Annotated in this window: 15 protein-coding genes; 12 read left to right on the forward strand and 3 right to left on the reverse strand. The window is 68.7% G+C overall.

Annotation, left to right across the window (positions count from 1 at the left end):
• Nucleotides 1-27 precede the first annotated feature (27 nt).
• From KY496_RS19250 to KY496_RS19290, 9 genes are read left to right on the forward strand one after another with little or no spacing between them, the layout of a single operon-like run.
• On the forward strand, nucleotides 28-1,461 hold the full coding sequence (locus KY496_RS19250) for an ATP-binding protein (RefSeq protein ID WP_184238480.1): 1,434 nt from the start codon (nucleotides 28-30) through the stop codon (nucleotides 1,459-1,461).
• Nucleotides 1,458-2,303, forward strand: coding sequence for a Flp pilus assembly protein CpaB (gene cpaB, locus KY496_RS19255; protein WP_005663820.1), 846 nt, complete (start codon nucleotides 1,458-1,460; stop codon nucleotides 2,301-2,303). The genes KY496_RS19250 and cpaB overlap by 4 nt, the downstream gene beginning before the upstream one ends.
• A gap of 18 nt (nucleotides 2,304-2,321) precedes the next feature.
• Nucleotides 2,322-3,938, forward strand: a complete 1,617-nt coding sequence (locus KY496_RS19260) for a type II and III secretion system protein family protein (protein ID WP_219862000.1) — start codon at nucleotides 2,322-2,324, stop codon at nucleotides 3,936-3,938.
• Between the two features lie 14 nt (nucleotides 3,939-3,952).
• On the forward strand, nucleotides 3,953-4,222 hold the full coding sequence (locus KY496_RS19265) for a hypothetical protein (protein ID WP_005663816.1): 270 nt from the start codon (nucleotides 3,953-3,955) through the stop codon (nucleotides 4,220-4,222).
• 40 nt (nucleotides 4,223-4,262) lie between these two features.
• The gene (locus KY496_RS19270) at nucleotides 4,263-5,438 is read left to right on the forward strand and encodes an AAA family ATPase (protein ID WP_005663814.1); all 1,176 of its coding nucleotides are present in this window, start codon (nucleotides 4,263-4,265) and stop codon (nucleotides 5,436-5,438) included.
• Between the two features lie 19 nt (nucleotides 5,439-5,457).
• The gene (locus tag KY496_RS19275; protein WP_184238474.1) at nucleotides 5,458-6,810 is read left to right on the forward strand and encodes a CpaF family protein; all 1,353 of its coding nucleotides are present in this window, start codon (nucleotides 5,458-5,460) and stop codon (nucleotides 6,808-6,810) included.
• Nucleotides 6,811-6,833: 23 nt separating this feature from the next.
• Nucleotides 6,834-7,826: a type II secretion system F family protein gene (locus KY496_RS19280; protein WP_071360861.1), complete on the forward strand. Its 993-nt coding sequence runs from the start codon at nucleotides 6,834-6,836 to the stop codon at nucleotides 7,824-7,826.
• A gap of 7 nt (nucleotides 7,827-7,833) precedes the next feature.
• A complete protein-coding gene (locus KY496_RS19285) occupies nucleotides 7,834-8,769 on the forward strand; it encodes a type II secretion system F family protein (protein WP_219862003.1) in 936 nt (311 codons plus the stop codon).
• A gap of 14 nt (nucleotides 8,770-8,783) precedes the next feature.
• The gene (locus tag KY496_RS19290) at nucleotides 8,784-9,854 is read left to right on the forward strand and encodes a tetratricopeptide repeat protein (RefSeq protein ID WP_219862004.1); all 1,071 of its coding nucleotides are present in this window, start codon (nucleotides 8,784-8,786) and stop codon (nucleotides 9,852-9,854) included.
• Here the strand turns inward: KY496_RS19290 and KY496_RS19295 are convergent.
• The 3 genes from KY496_RS19295 to KY496_RS19305 form a co-directional block, all read right to left on the reverse strand.
• On the reverse strand, nucleotides 9,845-10,936 hold the full coding sequence (locus tag KY496_RS19295; protein ID WP_219862006.1) for an NADH:flavin oxidoreductase/NADH oxidase: 1,092 nt from the start codon (nucleotides 10,934-10,936) through the stop codon (nucleotides 9,845-9,847). The genes KY496_RS19290 and KY496_RS19295 overlap by 10 nt on opposite strands.
• Nucleotides 10,937-11,157: 221 nt before the next feature.
• The gene (locus tag KY496_RS19300) at nucleotides 11,158-11,964 is read right to left on the reverse strand and encodes a family 16 glycosylhydrolase (RefSeq protein ID WP_219862008.1); all 807 of its coding nucleotides are present in this window, start codon (nucleotides 11,962-11,964) and stop codon (nucleotides 11,158-11,160) included.
• Between the two features lie 17 nt (nucleotides 11,965-11,981).
• Nucleotides 11,982-12,839, reverse strand: coding sequence for a polysaccharide deacetylase family protein (locus KY496_RS19305; protein WP_219862010.1), 858 nt, complete (start codon nucleotides 12,837-12,839; stop codon nucleotides 11,982-11,984).
• A gap of 519 nt (nucleotides 12,840-13,358) precedes the next feature.
• Here KY496_RS19305 and KY496_RS19310 point away from each other — a divergent pair.
• The 3 genes from KY496_RS19310 to KY496_RS19320 all read left to right on the forward strand — a co-directional run bounded on the left by KY496_RS19310 (nucleotide 13,359) and on the right by KY496_RS19320 (nucleotide 18,233).
• Nucleotides 13,359-16,391, forward strand: coding sequence for a TonB-dependent receptor (locus tag KY496_RS19310; RefSeq protein ID WP_219862012.1), 3,033 nt, complete (start codon nucleotides 13,359-13,361; stop codon nucleotides 16,389-16,391).
• 125 nt (nucleotides 16,392-16,516) lie between these two features.
• Nucleotides 16,517-17,236, forward strand: coding sequence for a SapC family protein (locus tag KY496_RS19315; protein ID WP_005663795.1), 720 nt, complete (start codon nucleotides 16,517-16,519; stop codon nucleotides 17,234-17,236).
• On the forward strand, nucleotides 17,220-18,233 hold the full coding sequence (locus KY496_RS19320) for a cupin-like domain-containing protein (protein WP_219862014.1): 1,014 nt from the start codon (nucleotides 17,220-17,222) through the stop codon (nucleotides 18,231-18,233). Before KY496_RS19315 ends, KY496_RS19320 begins: the two co-directional genes overlap by 17 nt.
• Nucleotides 18,234-18,237 lie beyond the last annotated feature (4 nt).

The following is an 18,237-nucleotide window of genomic DNA, read 5'->3' on the forward strand; positions in this document are numbered from 1 at the left end:
GAAACATCTTCATGGGCAGGAGGGTGCATGATGGGAATGTTGTCGGCCACCACGGCCGCCGCCGGGCACGATGCATCGTTCGGGTCCGGGGCCAGCGCGTCGTCAAGCGATGGCGACGTGGCCGCCGTGCTGCCGCGCCAGCCGCGCACCGTGCGCGACACCGGGCTCGATCCGCGCCTGGTGACGGGATTGGTGCTCAAGGTCCTGCATGCCGGCGGCAAGACGCCGCTGTCCAGGCTTACCGGACGCCTGCGGCTGTCGGTCAGCGTGGTGCGCGAAGTGCTGCAGGGCCTGGTCGCCAGCCAGCAGGCCGAAGTCGCCTATTCGGGCGAGACCGATCTCGACGTGCACTACCAGCTCACCGCCGCCGGCGCGCGCGCCGCCGGCGAGCACCTGGCCGAGTCGCGTTATGCCGGACCGGCGCCGGTGACCCTGGCGGCCTGGCGCTCGGTGGTGGCGCAGCAGTCGCAGCGCCAGCCGGACGCGCCGCGCGTGGCGCGCGCCGAACTCGAAGCGGTGCTCGACGGCGACGGCCTGGAACCGGCGATGCGCGAACTGATCGGCGCGGCCCTGTATTCCGGCCGTCCGCTGCTGCTGTATGGCCCGTCCGGCAGCGGCAAGACCACCCTGGCGCGCAAGTTCGCCCGCCTGCGCCAGGATCCGATCGCGGTGCCGTACGCGGTGCTGGTCAACCACGAGATCGTCCAGCTGCACGATCCGGCCCTGCATCCGTTGCCGCTGCAGATGCGCGGCCTGGAAGAACGCCGCAGTTGCGACGCGCGCTGGGCCCTGAGCCAGCGGCCGCTGGTGCACGTCGGCGCCGAGCTCACGCGCGACATGCTGGAACTGCGGGTCGACGCCGCCAGCGGCGTGCTGCGCGCGCCGCCCCACATCCTGGCCAATAACGGCCTGCTGGTGCTGGACGACCTGGGACGCCAGCGGATGCCGGCCGGCGAGCTGCTGCACCGCTGGCTGGGCGCGCTGGAGGCCGGCCAGGACCACGTGACGGTGCCGCACGGCCCGAGCCACGCGCTGCCGTTCGACGTCGGCCTGGTGCTGGCCACCAGCCTGGCGCCGGAATCGGTGCTGGACGACGCCTGCCTGCGCCGCATCGGCTACCGCATCGCCGTGGGGCCGCTGTCCGAAGCGAGTTACCGCGCGCTGCTGCGGCGCCAGGCGCGGCTGCGCCGCATCGAGGTCGACGAGGCGGCGTTCGATTTCCTGGTCGACGAACTGCATCGCCGCACCCGGCGCCCGCTGCTGGCCGCCTGGCCGCACGAGCTGCTGGGACGCATCGCCGATTTCGCCGGCTTCGCCGGCCGCGCGCCGCGCTGCGACGTGGACGGCCTGGTCCAGGCCTGGAGCAGCCTGTTCGGAGCCAGCGCCCTGCCGCCCGCGCTGCCTTGTGCATCGAACCCAGCGGCGATGAAGCGGGAAGACAAGGAAGGGGATGCGCGATGAAGAACAAGCGTGCCGTGATCATGATGGCACTGGCGGTGCTGCTGGGCCTGCTGGCGGTGGCGCTGGCGGCGAGCTGGCTGCTCAATGCCCCGGGCGCAAGCGCCGGCCGGATCGTCGTCGCCAAGGCCGACGTCGACATCGGCCAGCGCCTGACGCCCGAGATGTTCAAGCTGGCCGACTGGCCGGCCGACAGCGTGCCGAAGGGCGCCTTCACCGATCCCGCGCCGCTGGGCGGACGGGTATTGCGCAGCAGCCTGCTCGCGGGCGAACCGATCAGCGAAGCCAAGCTGGCGCCGGCCGGCACCCTGGGCGGCCTGTCGGCCCTGATCACCGAGGGCAAGCGCGCGATCACGGTGCGCGTCAACGACGTGATCGGGGTGGCCGGCTTCACCCTGCCGGGCAACTACGTCGACATCATCGTCAGCACCGAGACCATGCCGGACCCGAACGCGACCCGGGCGCGCGAGCAGAGCATCTCGAAGATCGTGCTGGAGCGGATCCTGGTGCTGGCGGTGGCGCAGGAAGTCAATCGCGACGAGACCAAGCCCAAGGTGGTCAATGCCGTCACGCTCGAGGTCACGCCAAGCGAGGCCGAAAAGCTGGACCTGGCGCGCAGCGTGGGCACCCTGTCGCTGGCGCTGCGCAACCAGGTCGATCCGGCCGCCGCCGCCACCTTCGGCGCGACCAAGGAGAACCTGCTGCCCGCTGTCGCCGCCGCGCCGCCGCCGGTGGTGCGGGCCCCGCCGCGGCCGCGCGTGCAGCAGGCGCGCGCCCCGGCCCCGCCCAAGCGCGACTGCATCAGCGTCATCAACGGCCTGCACGCATCGCAGGAATGCTTCTGACCACCGACTGGATCGATCATGAAACGACGTCCCTCGATCGCATTGCGCGCCACCCTTGCCGCCGTCCTTGCCGCGCTGGCCGGCCCGGCCCTGGCCAGCGCCGCGCCCGCCGCCGCCGCCGCCGCGCAAAAGGTGGCGGAACCGAAGCCGGCGCCGAAGAAGCCGGCGCCCGCCCGCACCGCGAGCGAAGTGCCCGCGCGCGTCGCCGAAGGCTGCCGCGGCGAGGCCGCGCGGCCGGCCGTGATGGCGCTCCAGATGGGCAAGTCGACCATGCTGCGCCTGCCCGAGAAGGTGGCCCGCCGCAGCGTCGGCAACCCGGCCGTGGTGCAGGCGATGCTGGTCGCCCCGGACACCCTGTACATCGCCGCCGTCGACGTCGGCAGCACCAATATGATCGTGCAGGGCCGCAGCGGCTTGTGCAGCGTGATCGACATCACGATCGCGATGGACCCGAGCGGGCTGGAAGCCACGCTCAAGGCCGCGATGCCGGACGAGCAGGACATCCGCGTGATGGCGGCCAACGACAGCCTGATCCTGACCGGCACCGTCAGCGACGCCACCGTCGTGCAGCGCGCGGTGGAGCTGGCCGGCGCCTATGTGCGGCGTCCGCTGCGCCAGCTGCCGGCGGCCGACAAGGAAAACGATACCGATGGCGTGATCGTGGTGGGAAGGAATGGCGCCAGCGGCGCCGGCGCGGCGGGCGGCGCCGGCACCCGGGTGATCAACCTGCTGGCAGTGAGCGCGCCGCAGCAGGTGCAGCTCGAGGTCAAGGTGGCCGAGATCTCGCGCACCCTGCTCGAACGGCTCGAGACCGGCACCCGCTTCAGCTTCGGCTCCGGCAGCTGGACCACCACCCTGGCCACCGATTTCCTGAGTGGCCTGCTGGGCGGCAGCCTGTCGGGAGTCAAGACCAATGGCAACCGTTTCGCCATCGAGGCCGACAAGCTCGATGGCCTGGTGCGCATCCTGGCCGAGCCGAACGTGCTGGCCATCAGCGGCCAGGAAGGCTCGTTCCTGGCCGGCGGCAAGTTCTACATCCCGGTGTCGCAGGACGACGACCGCGTCACGCTGGAAGAAAAGGAATTCGGGGTCGGCGTGCGCTTCACCCCGACCGTGCTGTCGGGCGGGCGCATCAACCTGAAGGTGGCGCCGGAGGTGTCCGAACTGTCGCGCGAAGGGATCGGCATCACCGCCACCGGCATCACCGGCACCGCCATCATGCCGCTGGTGACCACGCGCCGCGCCAGCACCACGGTGCAGCTGCATGACGGCCAGAGCTTCGCGATCGGCGGCCTGGTGCGCAACAACCTGATCGCCAACATGAAGGGCTTGCCGGGCCTGGGCGAGATTCCGGTGCTGGGCGCGCTGTTTCGCAGCACCGACTACCAGCAGGACCGCACCGAGCTGGTGTTCGTGATCACGGCGCGCCTGGTCAAGCCGCTGCCGGGCGGCAGCCATGTGCTGCCCACCGACGGCCATGTCGCGCCGTCGCGCGCCGGCCTGATGCTGGGCGGGCGGCTGGAAGGGGAGCGGCCCGCCGCCGCGGCGCCTGCCGGGGCGCCGGCCACGCCGCCGGCCGCGGTACCCGGTGCGGTATCCGGGAGCTTCGAACTGACGCCGGCGGCTTCGAACTGACACAGGGGAATGCAATGCGAACCACATTCACACGATGGGCGGCGCTGGCGCTGCTCGCCTGCGGCGCGTCGGGATGCGTCTCGACCACGCCGGACTGGGATGCGCGCTTCGGCGCGGCCACCCGCAGCAATTTGGCGGCCCAGGTGCTCGACCCGAGCGGCGCCGCCAGCGGCAATCCCGCCCTGGGCCTCGATGGCCGCGCCGCGCGCGCCGCCATCGACAACTACCAGCGCTCGTTCGCCCGGCCGGATACCGGCCAGCCGGCGGCGATGGTGGACCAGTGATGGACGCGCGCGCAGCGAACGTCCCTTGTCCGGGGCTGCCATGAGAGCGCTCCTGATCAGCCGCGACAGCCACTTGTACGCGGAGCTGGCCTCGCAGGGCGCGGCGCGGGTGCCGCCCCTGCACCTGGCCGCCACCCGCGCCAGCCTGCGCGAAGCGCTCGACCGCCCCGAACCCGACGCCCCGCAACTGGTGATCGTCGACGCCAGCGGGCTGGAGCCGCTGGAGGCCGCCCTGCTCGAGCGCCTGGGCCGCCAGTATCCGGGATCGCAGCTGATGCTGCTCACCAACCAGCACCAGCCCGACCTGTTGATCACGGCGATGCGCGCCGGCGTGCGCGAGCTGCTGCAACTGCCGCTGGTGCACCGCGCCTTCCACGAGGCGATGGACCGGATCGCCACCGCCGCCGGCGTGTCGAGCCTGCGCGAAGGCAAGGTGCTGGCCTTCATCGCCTGCAAGGGCGGCAGCGGCGCCACCTTCATCTCGGCCAACTTCGGCTATGCGCTGGCCACGCTGGCGGGCAAGAAGGTCTTGCTCATCGACCTGCACGGCCAGTTCGGCGACGCCGCCCTGTACGTGTCGGACCAGAAGCCGGCCATGACGATGTCGGACGTGTGCGCCCAGATCGCGCGCGTGGACGGGCCCTTCCTCGAATCGTGCCTGGTGCACGTCACGCCGGGCTTCGGCGTGCTGGCCGCGGCCGACGATCCCGGCCACGCGAAAGAGGCCAAGCCGGAACACATCGACACCATCCTGCGCGTGGCGCGCCAGAACTACGACTACGTGCTGCTCGACGTCGGACGCCAGATCGACGCGGTGTCGCTGCGCGCGCTGGACGTCACCGACACCATCTATCCGGTGCTGCAGCTGGCGCTGCCCGACATCCGCGACGCGCGGCGCCTGCTCGACATCTTCCGCTCGCTGGGCTACGTGCTGGACAACATCCGCCTGATCGTCAACCGCTACGAGAAGGGCGGCAAGCTGCGCCTGCAAGACCTGCATGCGGCGCTCGGCTGCGAGGTGGTGCACACCTTCCCCAACGACTACGTCGCGGTGACCGATTCGGTGAACCAGGGCGTGCCGGTGCTGCAGCTGTCGCGCTCGAGCTCCGCCGCGCGCAGCCTGGCCGAGATGGTCGAGCTGGTGACCGCGCACCGGGTCCAGGAAAGCCGCGGCCTGCTGGACCGCCTGTTCGGGCGCCAGGACGCCGATTACTGACCAGTTGAGAAAGACGCCCATGTCCCTTCGCGAACGACTTGCCTTGTCCGGCCAGGAGCGCATCCCCAGCGGCGGCGCCGAGCTGCAGGACGCGCCGAACCAGGCTTACCAGGAGCTCAAGAAGCTGATGCACCAGATGATCCTCGACCGGATCGACCTGGAGCGGCTCAAGCGCCTGACCGCCGAGCAGTTCAAGCACGAACTGGCGCTGCTGGTCCAGCGCATCATCGAGGACGAGCGCATCGTCCTCAACCAGCACGAGCGGCATCACCTGGTGCTCGACATCCAGCACGAGATGCTGGGCTTCGGCCCGCTCGAGCCGCTGCTGTCCGACCCCTCGATCTCGGACATCCTGGTCAATACCTTCAACAAGGTCTACGTCGAGCGCCACGGCCGTCTGGAGCTGACCGAGATCACCTTCCACGACAACGCCCACCTGATGAAGATCATCGAAAAGATCGTCTCGCGCGTGGGCCGCCGGGTGGACGAGTCGAGCCCGATGGTCGACGCCAGGCTGCCGGACGGCTCGCGGGTGAACGCGATCATCCCGCCGCTGGCGGTGGACGGGCCGATCCTGTCGATCCGCCGCTTCGGCGGCAGCCCGCTGACGGTGCAGAACCTGCTCGACTACAAGAGCATGACCGCGCCCATGATCCGGGTGCTGGAAGGGCTGGGCACGGCCAAGGTCAACATCCTGATCTCGGGCGGCACCGGCAGCGGCAAGACCACCTTGCTCAACCTGATCTCGGGCTTCATCCCGGCCAGCGAACGGGTGGTGACGATCGAGGACGCGGCCGAGCTGCAGCTGCGCCAGCCGCACGTGGTGCGCCTGGAGACGCGACCGGCCAACATCGAGGGCAAGGGCGAGGTGCCGCAGCGCGCGCTGGTGCGCAACGCGCTGCGCATGCGGCCCGACCGCATCATCCTGGGCGAGGTGCGCGGCCCGGAAGCGCTGGACATGCTGCAGGCGATGAACACCGGCCACGAAGGGTCGCTGGCCACCATCCACTCGAACACGCCGCGCGACGCGCTGTCGCGGCTGGAGAACATGGTCAGCATGGCGGCGGTGAACCTGACGCCGCGCGCGATCCGCCAGCAGATCGTGTCGGCGGTGACGGTGGTGGTGCAGGTCTCGCGCCTGACCGACGGCACGCGCAAGCTGGTCAGCCTGCAGGAGATCACCGGCATGGAGGGCGAGATCATCTCGATGCAGGAGATCTTCCGCTTCGAGCAGCGCGGGGTCGACGTCGACGGGAAAGTGCTGGGCCACTTCAGCGCCACCGGCGTGCGCCCGCGCTTCGCCGACCGCCTCAAGCTGTTCGGGGTCCCGGTGCCGGACGATTCGTTCGACCCCGACCGCCGGTTTGACTGAATCGAGCGACCGGGAGCGCGCATATGGACGGCTTGTTCTATGGCTTCGTGGTGCTGGTGTTCGCGGCCGTGATCCTGGCGGTCGAGGGCTTCTATCTGTGGTGGATGAGCACCCATGGCGCGGCGGCGCGCCGCATCGCGCGCCGCCTGCAGATCATGTCCGGCGGCCTGCAAGGCCGCAGCGGCGAACGGATCTCGATCCTCAAGCAGCGCCGCTACAGCCGCATCGAGGCGCTGGACCGCCTGCTGCATCGCTCGACGCTGGCGCAGCGCGTCGATGCGCTGCTGGTGCAGGCCGGCGCCACCTGGTCGGTCGGCCAGTTCCTCGCCGGCTCGCTCGGCTGCCTGGCGGCGGCCCTGGTGCTCACTTCGAGCGCCGTCAGCGCGGTCGAGGTGCCGCTGCCGGCGCGCCTGCTGGCCTGCGTCGGCGGCCTGCTCCTGCCCTGGTGGCTGCTGCACCGCATGCGCATGCGGCGCCTGGTGCGCATCGAGCACCAGCTGCCCGAGGCGGCCGACTTCATCGCGCGCGCGCTGCGCGCCGGCCACTCGTTCACCAACGTGCTGCAAATCGTCGGCAACGAGCTGCCCGAGCCGCTGGCCGGCGAGTTCCGCATCACGCGCGAGGAAATCAACTACGGCGTGCCGATGAACGAGGCCCTGCACGGCCTGGCCGAACGGATCCCGCTGACCGACCTGCGCTACCTGATCATCGCGGTGCTGATCCAGCGCGAGTCGGGCGGCAACCTGGCTGAAATCCTCGGCAACATCAGCCAGATCATCCGTGCCCGCTTGAAGCTGGTGGCGCACGTGCGCGTGCTGTCGGCCGAGGGCCGCATGTCGGCCTGGATCCTGGGCTTGCTGCCGTTCGGCGTGATGGGCGTGATGCTGGTCAGCAGCCCGGCCTACGTGCGCATGCTGTGGACCGATCCGTCCGGGGTGCGCCTGCTGTGGTACGGCCTGGGCATGATCGTGTTCGGCGTGCTGTGGCTGCGCAAGACCATCCGCATCCGCGTGTGAGGCCTCCATGACTTCTTCCCAGCTGATCTTCCTGCTGATCGTCTTCGCCGTCGTCTGCCTGCTGGCCTGGGTCGCGCTGGTGCTGTTCGCGCCGCTGGCCCTGCGCGAGCGCCTGCTCCGCTTCCTCGGCCCGCGCGCCGGACAGGAAGCAGGCGTGCGCTGGATCGAGCGCGTCGCCAGCGTCGCCCGTCCCCTCACCAGGCTGTCGATCCCCGAGGAGGGCTGGGAAAAATCGACCTTGCGCACCCGTTTCATGAACGCCGGCTGGCGCCACCCGTCGGCGCCGACCCTGTACTTCGCGTCCAAGACCGCGCTGGCGCTGCTGGTGCCTGCCCTGTGCGCGCCGTTCCTGGTGCTGTATGGCTCGTCCCTGAACGGCGGCAAGGTGCTGGGCATCCTGCTGCTGGGCGCCGCGTTCGGCTACTACGCGCCGAACGCGGTGCTCGAGCGCCTGGTGCGGCGGCGCCGGCGCGAGATCTTCGAGACCATCCCCGACGCGCTCGACCTCCTGACGGTTTGCGTCGAGGCCGGCCTGAGCCTGGAGCGGGCGCTGGTCAAGGTGGCGGCCGAAATCCACATCAAGAGCATGGTGCTGTCGCAGGAGCTGCAACTGGTGCTGATGGAAATGCGCGCCGGCTTCAGCAAGGAAAAGGCGCTGCGCAACTTCGCGCTGCGCTCGGGCGTGGACGACGTCGACACCCTGGTCGCGATGCTGATCCAGTCCGAGCGCTTCGGCACCAGCGTCGGCGACTCGCTGCGAGTGCATGCCGAGAACCTGCGCCACAAGCGGCGCATGATGGCCGAGGAAACCGCCGCCAAGATCGGCCTCAAGCTGCTGTTCCCGCTGATCTTCTGCATTTTCCCGACGCTGCTGATGGTCCTGCTCGGACCGGCGGCGATCCAGATCTCGCGCACCCTGGGCTCCTTGCCCTTCGCGCGCTGAAAGGAGCGACTCCCATGCGACGCACCCTCAAGATGACCCGCCTGGCGCTGTTGTGCGCCGGCCTGATGGCCTGCTCGCCGTCCGGCTGGCGCGCCGCCGTCGACACCGGCGCGCAGGCCGAGCAACTCTATGGCGCCGGCCGCGCGCAACACCTGGCGCAGCAGCCGGACGCCGCGCGCGCCTCCTACCAGGCCGCGCTTCAGCTAGAGCCCGGCCATCCCGGCGCGCGCAACGGCCTGGCGACCCTGTACGCCGAAGGACGCGAATTGGAACCGGCGATCGCCATCTGGCGCGAGCTGACAGCATCGATCGGGCTGGATGCGGGGCCGGGCAAGGCTTATTTGTTCGCCAACCTGGGGCAGGCTTACCTGCTGGGCGGCGCGCACGAGGAAGCGCGGGGCGCGCTGGAACGCGCCTGCCTGCTCGACCCGCTCAATCCGCGCGCCTGGCAGCTGCTGGGCGACGCGCTTGCGGGCTTGGGACAAACGGAAAGGGCGGAACAGATGCGCAGACAGGCGGCGGCGCTGCGCCAGCATGACCTGCGCGCCGATTTTGCCGCCGCCGGCGGCAAGACCGAGGTGGCGCCGCTCGGCCAGGCCTTGGCCGCGCCAAAGCCGCAGGCCCACCCCGACTGGTCCCAGTCCTATATCCACGTCGGCGTGGATGGCATGATGGAGTTGCGGCGGGTGGAGGCGGCGCGCGCGGCGCACGAGGCGCAGGAGGAACGCGAGGCGCCGGCTTCGGCTGCGGTGGCGCGGCTGGAGATCCGCAACGGCAATGGGGTGACCGGCATGGCGCGCGCGCTGTCGAATCGCATCGACGAACCGGGCATCCGGGTGACGCGCCTGTCGAACGAGGCGGGCTTCGCGGTGCCGCATACCCGCATCGAATACGAGCCGTCCCATGCCGACGCCGCGCGCAGGCTGGCGCGGCGCCTGGGCAGCACCCAGCTGCGCGAAGTCGACCTGGGCGCGCCCGTCAACTTGCGGCTGGTGCTGGGCCGCGACCTGGCGCGCCACGGCACGGCGCTGCGGCTGGCGCCGCCCGCGCCGGCCGCGGACCAGCAGCGGCTGGCTTACCGGTAGCGTTCCAGCCACCAGCCGTACTGCGGCGGCAGGATGGCGAACGGATTTTCCACGCCCAGCTCCTTGGCCGCGCGGAAGGCGTAGTGCGGATCGGCCAGGTGCTCGCGGCCGATCATCACCAGGTCCATCTGCTCATCAAGCACCGCCTGGTTGGCCACCTGCGGGTCGCCGATATACCAGGACGACGCCACCGGCAGGCCGGCCTCGTTCTTCACACGCCTGGCGACCGGCGCCAGGAAGCCCGGACCCCAGGGAATCTTGACGTCGGGGACGGTGAAGTTGACGCTCACGTTCAACATGTCCAGGCCGGCCTCGCGCATGCGACGGGTCAGCTCGATCGATTCCGCCAGCGTCTCTTCGTCGCTGCCGTCGTATTCGATCACGCCCATGCGCGCCGTCAGCGGCAGGTGCTGCGGCCATACCTCGCGCACCGCGGCCAGGGTCTCGAGCAGGAAGCGTCCGCGGCCATCGAGGTCGCCGCCGTACTGGTCATCGCGGCGGTTCGAATGCGGCGACAGGAAGGATTGCGCCAGGTAGCCGTGGGCGAAGTGCAGCTCCAGCCATTCGAAGCCGGCGGCCAGGGCGCGCCGCGCGGCGTCGACGAAGCCCTGGCGCACGCGCGCGATGTCGTCCAGGGTCATCTCTTGCGGCACTTTCGGCAGGTCGCCGCCGAAGGCGAGGGCGGATGGGGCGATGGTCTGCCAGCCGTCCGGCGCGTCGTTCGGGATGTGCGCGTTGCCGTCCCACGGACGGTTCGCGCTCGCCTTGCGGCCGGCGTGGCCGATCTGGATGCCGGCCACCGCGCCGGCATCCTTGATCGCGGCGGCGATGGCGGCCATGCCGGCCACCTGTTCGTCGTTCCACAGGCCGGCGCAGCCCGGGGTGATGCGGCCTTCCGGCGTGACGGCCGTGGCTTCGACGATCACCAGGCCGGCGCCGCCGCGCGCGATCGACGCGTAGTGGGCGCGATGCCAGTCATTGGTGACGCCGTCGACGGCGCTGTACTGGCACATCGGCGGCACCGCGATGCGGTTGCGCAGGGTGACGGATTTGAGGGTGAAGGGAGTGAATAATGCGGTCATTGGTGCTTTCCAGGTGATGCTTCCTGCGCAACGACGCCAATACTGGCGCGCCGGGCGGCAAATGGCCGCTCGGGTCTGTGGTCGCTGTGGAGGAAGATCGGGGATTGTCGAATCGGTCCTGGCATGCACCCTGTGTCAGGGTTGCGTGCCTGGCCGTATTCTCGCACCGATGCGGATTGTTTGCAGGAGGCGGCCACGAATCCGGCCGCCCGGCCAGGCCGTCAGGGCGCGGCCTTGCGATACACGCGCACGTAATCGACCAGCATGCGGCGCGGGAACGGCGTGGTCGCATCCGGATAGCCCGGCCAGTAGCCGCCCACGGCCAGGTTGAGCAGCACGAAGAAGGGATGCTCGAACACCCATTCTCCCTTGACCGTCGCGGGCGTCGCGGTGTGGTAGTGAATGCCGTCGCGGTACCAACGAATTTCTTTCGGCTCCCATTCGACGGCGAACACGTGGAAGTCGTCGCCGTACTCCGCGCCCTCGAGCGCGCTGGCGCGGCTGTTTGCGTGCTCGCCCGAGTAGCCCGGCCCGTGCAGGGTGCCGTAGGCATTGGCCGGCTCCTTGCCGATGATCTCCATGATGTCGATCTCGCCGCTCTTCGGCCAGCCGACCTGCTTGATGTTCGCCCCCAGCATCCAGAACGCGGGCCAGATGCCCTGGCCCTTCGGCACCTTGATGCGCGCTTCGTAGCGGCCGTACTGCGTTTCCTTCAGCCCGGCCGTCTTGAGCCGCGCCGAGGTGTAGTCCTTGCCTTCGTAGCGTTCCTTGCGCGCCTCGATCACCAGGTGACCGTCTTCCACGCGCACGTTCTCGGGCCGGCCGGTATAGAACTGCATCTCGTTGTTGCCCCAGCCATGGCCGCCGGTCTCGGGGAGCCATTTGCCGCGGTCCAGCGTGGCGCCGTCGAATTCATCGCTCCATTCGAGGGTCCAGCCGGCCAGGCCGTCGGTGGCGGCGGGCTGCGTGGCGCAGCCCGCGCTGGCGGCCAGCACGAGCAGCGCGGCCAGTTTGCTTATTGTCTTCATATGTCTCCAAGGCGACGTCATCGCGCCGCGGGCGTCGCCGCCCGCTGCTGCCTGACGTGCTTCATGATGTTGAGGAAGGTGTCGGTCCAGTACTCCTGGCGATGCGCGGCGAGGAAGCGGACCAGCTCCTCGTGCGCCTGCGATGACACGCTCAAGTGGTCGCCGCCGATGCCGTGGAAGGTGAACGCGATCATGGTGCCGCGTTCGCGCGCCTGCTTGACCTGCGCAATCAGTTCGGCGCCGCTCGCGCCCACAGGCGCGATCGAGGCCACCCGGTAGGGATCGACCGCCGCCATCGAGGCCGGCACGCCGGGACCATTGCCGGCCTTGATCGCCACGAAGCGCGCGTGCAGCGCCGGCAGGTAGTCGCCGCCGAGGGCCTGCACGTCGAAGCAGGGGGCGGTATAGGTGCGCTCGCGGCGGCCGTCGATCGCGTTCAGGAACGTGTTGGCGAGCAGGACCTGGTCTTGCATCTGCTCGCGCGTGGTGGTGTCCAGGTCGCGCTGCGGCGCGACCCAGGCGCGGTCCGGCCCCGCGCCGGAACATTGATGGAACAGGCTGTGGTTGCCCAGTTCATGGCCGCCCCTGGCCGCGGCGCGCCAGTCCTCCATGCGCCTGGCCACCGGCTCGCTGGACAGCTGCAGGAAGAACGTGCCCTTGATGCCGTGGCGGTCGAGCGTCGGGATCGCGTTGTCGAGCTGGGAATCGAGGGCGTCGTCATACGCCAGGCTGACCGCGGCCCGCGCGCCGCCGGGCCAGGCAAAGGCGGCATCCTGCGCATGCGCCGGGCTGGTAACGACGAAGGTAACGCCGGCCGCGAGCAGGGCGGTCCGGACGATGGCGCGGCCCGCGCGACGGGCAAGAAAGTGGTGCATCCATGCTCCAATTTGGAAACGTTACCATAACGTCAACCCGACTATAGCATCGCCGAAAAATCGGTGTCAACGAGGGAAACGACAGGACGCGCCTTCGTTCGGTAACAGGCGCTCACTCCAGGGCTGCACCAAAGTGTTGCAAAACTACGTCATACCCCCTTGGATATTCGGTTGACAATTTTTTTTCCTAACCCTAATATTCAGTCAACTTCATGGAAACGTTTCCATGTCTCGAACCAGGCAGCTTCGTTCCCCAAATGGTCGACAAGGCCAAGGAGCCGAGGACACATGAAACAGCGCGACGCGCACCGGGCAATCCACGCAACGAGGCCACCGGCACCAGCCGGAGGCCTCGTTGCGCCGCTTGGCGCGCCGCAGGTCTTCCTGGTCGGGAGGTGACCAGGCAAGGATGGATCAGCAGCGAGTAGCGAAAAACACGACGCATGCCGCAGTGCGTCCGATTTGGCGGAGACACCGTAGCTAGGCGACGGTCATATTTATAAAAAAACAGGAGAAGACATGTACTACCCGAAGGCGAAACAGACTCTGATCAGCCTGGCAGTTGCCAGCGCATGTTCGGCATTCATCCCGGCATTCGCGCAGGACCAGGCGACCGCGCCGGCCGAGACCGCGACCAGCGCCCCGAACCAGGCACTTGATCCCGCCAGCAACCCCACCGGCTCGATCACCGGCCCGGCGCAGCCGGGCACCCAGACCGTCGTCGTGACCGGCCTGCGCGCCAGTCTCGAATCGTCGATGAACCTCAAGCGCAATGCGCAGGGCTTCGTCGACGGCATCGTCGCCGAAGACATCGGCAAATTCCCCGACACGAACCTGGCCGAATCGCTGCAGCGCATCTCGGGCGTGTCGATCGACCGCGAAATCGGCGAAGGCTCGAAGATCACCGTGCGCGGCGTGGGCCCCGACTTCAACCTGGTGCTGCTCAACGGCCGCCAGATGCCGGTCTCGAACCTGGGCGACCGCAACGGCCGCGCCTTCGACTTCGCCAACATCGCCTCGGAAGCGATCTCGCAGCTGCAGGTCTACAAATCGAGCCGCGCCGAGACCCCGACCGGCGGCGTCGGCGCGACCATCAACGTGATCACCGCGCGTCCGCTGTCGCGTCCGGGCATGCAGGCCAGCATCGGCATCAAGGGCGTGCACGACACCTCGGCCACCAACCTGCCGGATGGCCTCCAGCACGGCAACAAGGTCACCCCTGAAGTGTCGGGCATCTATTCGAACACCTCGGCCGACGGCCGCTTCGGCATCGGCCTGTCGGCCAGCTACCAGGAGCGCAACCTGGGCTACAACCGCGCCTCGGTGCCGAATGGCTGGAAAGGCCCGTTCCGCGGCGACGAGAACACCTGGGGCACGATCCCGCAGCCGGGCACCCCGGGCTCGGAACTGATCACCAACCGTCCCGGCCCGAACGACCAGTACCAGGTTCCGCAAAACCTGAACTACAACCTCTCCGGCGTGCAGCGCGAGCGCACCAACGGCCAGGTGGTGTTCCAGTTCGCGCCGAACAAGTCGATCACCTCGACCCTCGACTACACCTACTCGGAAAACAAGATCCACACCCGCCGCAACGACATGTCGGCCTGGTTCAACTTCGGCCCGTCGTCGAGCAGCTGGACCGACGGTCCGATCGCCTCGCCGCTGGTGTACACCGAGTTGATCCCGGCCGGTAACAGCGACATCGCCATGGGCGCCTCGGACTTCGCGACCAGGAGCGAGAACAAGTCGCTGGGCTTCAACACCGTCTGGCGCGTCAACCCCGACCTCCGCCTGGAACTCGACGCCCACAGCTCGTCGGCCGAATCGACTCCAGACAGCCCATGGGGTTCGAGCAACGTGATCGGCACCGCCAGCTTCAGCCGCGGCAACACCACCGCCGACTTCTCGCAGGACTTCCCGGTCCTCTCCATCGACGGCGCCGACTTCCTGCGCTCGCCGCAGCAGGTGACCGGCTCGGTGTTCGAGAACGGCTACATGAAGACCGAAGTCGACCAAATCCAGACCCACGGCAGCTGGAAGGTGATGGAAGCGTCCGAGTTCAAGTTCGGCGTCGGCGCCACCAAGGTCAAGTACCGCTCGGCGTTCTCGGTGCAGCAGCGCGACACCTGGGGCGGCGCCACCCAGGCCTCGGACTACCCGGCCAGCCTGTTCACGCCGGACAGCCTGTCCAAATACTTCGACCAGATCGACGGCAGCGGCAACCCGAACCTGTTCAACCGCTTCCACACCTTCAACTTCGGCCAGATCCGCGACATCGTGGCGCAAGCCTCGGGCCTGCCGCACCTGTACCTGCCGAAGACCACCTACGACACCGACCGCCGCACCGAGGAAAAGTCGAAGAGCCTGTACCTGCAGTTCAACACCGAGTGGGACACCCGCTACCCGATCAACACCTCGGTCGGCGTGCGCTACGAGAAGACCGACGTCAGCTCGACCGCGCTGGTGCCGACCCCGGTCGCGATCAGCTGGGTGTCGCAGAACGAACTGCCGGTGGTGTTCGGCGAATCGGGCTTCACCACGCTGACCGGCAAGTACAACCACGTGCTGCCGACGTTCGACGCCGACATCTCCTTCCGTCCCGACCTGAAGGGCCGCTTCAGCTACGGCGAAACCATCGGCCGTCCGCGCTACGACCAGATCGCCGGCGGCCAGGTGCTCGACACCCTGGCGCGCGTCGAAGGCGGCACCGGTTCGCAGGGCAATCCGGCGCTGGAGCCGGTCAAGTCGAAGAACATCGACCTGGCCATCGAGTGGTACTACGCCCGCCAGAGCTTCTTCTCGGTCAATCACTTCCGCAAGCACCTGGACAACTACGCCGGGCAGTCGCAGATCATCGCCCAGCCGTTCGGCGTGCGCACCCCGGTCGGGGGCGCCTACTGGAACGCGGCGCTGGCCAACGGCTGCACGACCGCGGACACCACTTGCATCCGCAACTACATCTTCCGCAACTTCAACGGCCAGCCGGGCGTGGTCGCGGGTCCGGACAACGCCTCGGGCGACGCCACCGGCACCATCACGGCCATCGGCACCGATCCGATCGCGGACTTCCGCATCACCTCGTACTCGAACCAGCAGAAGGCGCGCATCCGCGGCCTGGAATTCAACCTCCAGCACATGTTCGGCAACAGCGGCTTCGGCATCCAGGCCAACTACACCTACGTGAACTCGGGCCTGAAGTACGACAACGCCAGCAAGGGCGAGCAGTTCGCGCTGGTCGGCCTGGGCGACTCGGCCAACCTGGTGGGCATCTTCGAGAACGACAAGTGGAATGCGCGCGTGGCCTACAACTGGCGCGACGAGTTCCTGTCGTCGACCTTCGACGGCCAGGGCCCGAACCCGAACTACGTCGAGAAATACGGCCAGCTGGACGTGAGCGTCGGCTACAACGTGAACGACAACCTGTCGCTGTCGTTCGAAGGCATCAACCTGACCGACGAGATCCAGCGCATCCACGGCCGCACCAAGAACCAGGTGCTGTTCGTGACGCAGTCGGGCCCGCGCTACATGCTGGCCGCACGCTACAAGTTCTGATCGGGCTTTGTCTGTGCCGTCGTTCGGGAGTAGACTTCCCGGATGACGGTATTGACGGCGGGTCGGCAACAGCCGGCCCGCCGTTGTCGTTTCACTGACACCCACTACAAGATAACGAGACATCCATGCCCAACATCGCCCTGCTGAACAATATCGAGCACAAGGACCTGCGCATCATCCACGGCCACCGCCCCGGCCTGGGCAGCGAAGTCGCCTGGGTGCCGACCTTCGCCGACGAATTCCGCTCGCTGCAGGCGCACTATCCGATCATCTTCCGCCAGCTGGACGACGGCGCCAACTACGAGGCGATCGCGCTGCTCGGCTTCCAGCAAGACGAGAACCTGTTCCTCGAGGACGGCCGCTGGGATGCGCCGCTGGTGCCGTGGCTGCACGAGCGCCTGCCGTTCTACATCGGCCGCAACGGCGACGAACTGATGATCCAGGTCGACCTGGATCACCCGCGCGTCAGCACGACCGAGGGCGAACCGGTGTTCAAGCCGCATGGCGGCAATACCGACTTGCTCGAGAAGATGAGCCAGACGCTGTCGAACATCCACAACGGCGTGCAGGCCAACGCGGGCTTCCTCGAGGCCCTCAAGCGTTACGAGCTGCTCGATGCCTTTGTGCTCGACATCGAATTCGACAACGGTGAAAAAGCCCGCATGAGCGGCTTCTTCACCATCCACGAGGAACGCCTGGGCGCGTTGGACGGCGCCGCCATCGCCGAGCTGCACGCGGCCGGCCACCTGGCCCCCATCTACTTCGCGCTGGCGTCGTTATCGCATTTCCGCGACCTGATCGACCGCAAGAACCGCAGGAACGCGCGCGATGGCGCCGGCCGCTAAGCCGGTCCGCGAGCTCACCGGGCTGCGGCCCGCCGACCTCGGCCCCGCCATCCTCGCATCCACCGAGCCGCTGCTCTTGCGCGGCCTGGTGGCCGACTGGCCGGCGGTGGCCGCCGCGCGCACGTCGCCGCAGGCCGCCATCGCCTACCTGCGCCGCTGGTACGTCGACGCCACCGTCAACGCCATGCTCGGCGCGCCCGAGATCGACGGCCGCTTCTTCTACAACGAGGCGCTGGACGGCTTCAATTTCCAGTCCATGCGGGTGCGGCTCGACGCCGTGCTGGACGAACTGGAAAAGCACCTGGCCAATCCAACGCCGCCGGCCATCTACGTCGGCTCCACCACGATCGACGGCGCGCTGCCGGGTTTCAGGGGCGAGAACGACGTCGACCTGGGCCCGCGCGATCCGTTGGCCAGCATCTGGATCGGCAACCGCACGCGCATCTCGGCCCACTACGACCTGCCCGACAACCTGGCCTGCATCGGCGCCGGGCGCCGCCGCTTCACCTTGTTCCCGCCGGGCCAGCAACGCAATCTCTACGTCGGCCCGATCGACCTGACCCCGGCCGGCCAGCCCATCAGCCTGGTGGACTTCAAGCATCCTGATCTCGCGCGCTTTCCGCGCTTCGCCCAGGCGCTGGAACACGCCCAGGTGGCCGACATGGAGCCAGGCGACGCGATCTTCGTGCCCAGCATGTGGTGGCACCACGTCGAGGCGCTGGATGGCTTCAACGTGCTGGTGAACTACTGGTGGCGCCAGTCGCCGGACTGGATGGACACGCCCAACAACGCCCTGATGCACGCCCTGATGACGGTGCGCGACCTGCCGCCCGCGCAGCGCGCGGCCTGGGCCGAGCTGTTCCGCCACTACGTGTTCGAGGCCGATGCCGACACCGCGGCCCACATCCCGCCGGCCGCGCGCGGCCTGCTGGCGCCGTTCGACGACAACGCCTCGCGCATGGTGCGCGCGCAGCTGCTCAAGCGGCTGAACCGCTGATAAA

This window comes from Massilia sp. NP310, from assembly GCF_019443485.1.
Classification (GTDB): Bacteria; Pseudomonadota; Gammaproteobacteria; order Burkholderiales; family Burkholderiaceae_D; genus Telluria; species Telluria timonae.